Source organism: Novipirellula sp. (genome assembly GCF_041583735.1).
In the GTDB taxonomy this organism is placed as follows: domain Bacteria; phylum Planctomycetota; class Planctomycetia; order Pirellulales; family Pirellulaceae; genus Novipirellula.
Map to the genome: position 1 here is coordinate 1 of NZ_JBFHFD010000942.1, position 2343 is coordinate 2343.

Annotated in this window: 2 protein-coding genes; both read left to right on the forward strand. The window is 53.9% G+C overall.

What is annotated here, in order from left to right; translation table 11 throughout:
* On the forward strand, nt 1–1077 hold a 1077-nt coding region (locus tag ABX962_RS34835), incomplete at its 5' end, for a glycoside hydrolase family 95-like protein (protein ID WP_372726257.1).
* 76 nt (nt 1078–1153) lie between these two features.
* Nucleotides 1154–2343, forward strand: a 1190-nt coding sequence (locus ABX962_RS34840) for a DUF2961 domain-containing protein (RefSeq protein ID WP_372726258.1), incomplete at its 3' end; no start/stop codon positions are given.

Genomic DNA, 2343 nt, shown 5'->3' on the forward strand with positions numbered 1-2343 from the left:
GTGCACTACGGCGCGGACGGCTGGACGCTGCATCACCTCTCGGACATTTTCGGCATGACGGCGCCGGCCGACGGCGTGCACGGCATTTGGCCGATGGGCGCGGCCTGGGCGAGCCGCGGGCTGATGGAGCACTACCGCTTTAATGGTGACAAACAGTTCTTGACCGAGCGGGCGTATCCGATGATGAAGGGCGCCGCAGAATTCATTCTGGATTTTTTGATCGAGGCCCCCACAGGCACACCCGCGGCCGGTCGATTGGTCACCAATCCATCTCACTCGCCTGAGAACGCGTTCATCAAAGCGGACGGAACCGAGTCGGTGTTCACCTACGCGTCCACAATGGACCTGCAAATCATTCACGACCTGTTTACCGGTCTGCTTGAAGCAAATCAGGCGATCGATCCGACGGGCAATTTTGACAAAGAGTTCCGTGACCAGCTTGAAACGGCTTTAGCCAAACTGCAGCCACTGCAGATCAGTCCCAAGACAGGTCGCTTGCAGGAGTGGATTGAAGACTACAACGAAAAAGATCCACATCATCGCCACACCTCGCATCTGTATGGACTTCATCCGGGCAAGCAGATCACGAAGAACGCGACACCCGAGTTGTATGAAGCTGCGCGGAAATCACTGGAAGCACGTGGGGATGGCGGTAAGGGGTGGTCCATGGCTTGGAAGGTGAACTTTTGGGCCCGTTTTCATAACGGCGACCGCGCTCATAAGTTGTTAAGCAATCTGTTGAGCAAAATGACGCTGACCAACCTATTTGACACGCATCCGCCGTTCCAGATTGACGGCAACTTCGGCGGTACGGCAGCGATCGCAGAAATGCTTTTGCAAAGTCATGACGGCGAAGTGCACCTCTTGCCTGCTTTGCCAAGCGTATGGAAGGAAGGCTCCGTAAAGGGCCTACGTGCTCGCGGCGGCTTTGAAGTCGACATGCAGTGGAAGGATGGCCAGCTGACGAAGGCAACGATTCGTTCGCTCAATGGAAATCCATTGAAGGTCCGCTACGGCAACGAAACTCGCGAGCCGGTTCTCGCCAAGGGCAAAAGTTTCAGCTGGGATGGGATCTAGAAGGCACTTTGGAATCATGTCTTCACAAACAGGTTTCACTCGATTGTCCCCACATTTGCTTTTACACACCAAGACGATGCATATGATCTCAAAATTCGCCTATTTCATCAGTGCCGTCATGGCGTTATCGACTCTGGCTGCTCAATCGCAAGAGCCTGTTTCCATCGAGTCACTGTTGCAAGAAATGGTCGATCGTGATGCGGTGGCGCGTTATCCAGAAAACGATTTTCGACTGAAACAGCACAGCAGTTACAACCGAGCATCCACCACCCCCGATGACCCCAAAGGCTGGTTCAATAACAAGGACAACAACACAAGCGACAAGGACAAATGTTTTGTTCGTGTCGAAGAAAACAACGGACGCAAGGAATGGGTCTTGATGGACCACGAGGGGCCGGGTGCGATCGTGCGCACCTGGATGCCTTGGCGTGGTCACTCAAACGCAAGCACCGATATCAACTTGCGAATTTATCTCGACGGCGCAGATGAACCTGTGCTGGAGGGGAACATGCTAAGCATGTTTGATGGCAGTGGAGTGATTCCGTATCCCTTCGCGCATCCGTCCCTGCGATCGGCGGTGAGTTTTTTTCCGATTCCCTATGCGAAAAGCTGCAAAGTGACCACGGATCAAATGCCGTTCTTTTTTCAGTTCACTTTTCGCGAATACGACCAAGGCACTCCGATCAAGACCTTTACGATGGAGGACTTTCAGGCGGCGAAAGAGCTAACTGAAAAGACGGGCAAGCTGCTTTTGAAACCCGGTAGCGAAACGCGTCACGAGTCTCGTGCATCCGCCGCTCCGAAAGTTTTGACGACTTCCTCGACGATCGAATCTCAAGGCGAGCAGTCACTAGACCTTCCCACAGGCACGGCTGCGATACGGGAATTGTCGGTCAAGCTGGGCAGCTATGAGGATCCCAAGATTACGCGTCAGGTGGTGCTCAAGGCAGAGTTCGACGGCAAAGAAACCGTCTGGTGCCCGATCGGAGATTTTTTCGGGTCGGGTATCGGATTGAATCCGGTGCAAGGTTGGTCCAACACCGTAGCTGAAGACGGGACAATGACGTGTCGCTGGGTGATGCCTTATCAAAATAGCGGCAAGGTCTCGCTACTAAACCTCAGTGGAGCGACGGTGGATGCCCAGTTGGTCGTCAAAACCGGAGACTGGAACTGGGATGATCGCTCGATGTATTTCCACGCGGGTTGGCGAGGTCAATATCCGGTACCCACGCGTCCGTATTCGGATTGGAATTACGTCACGCTCAA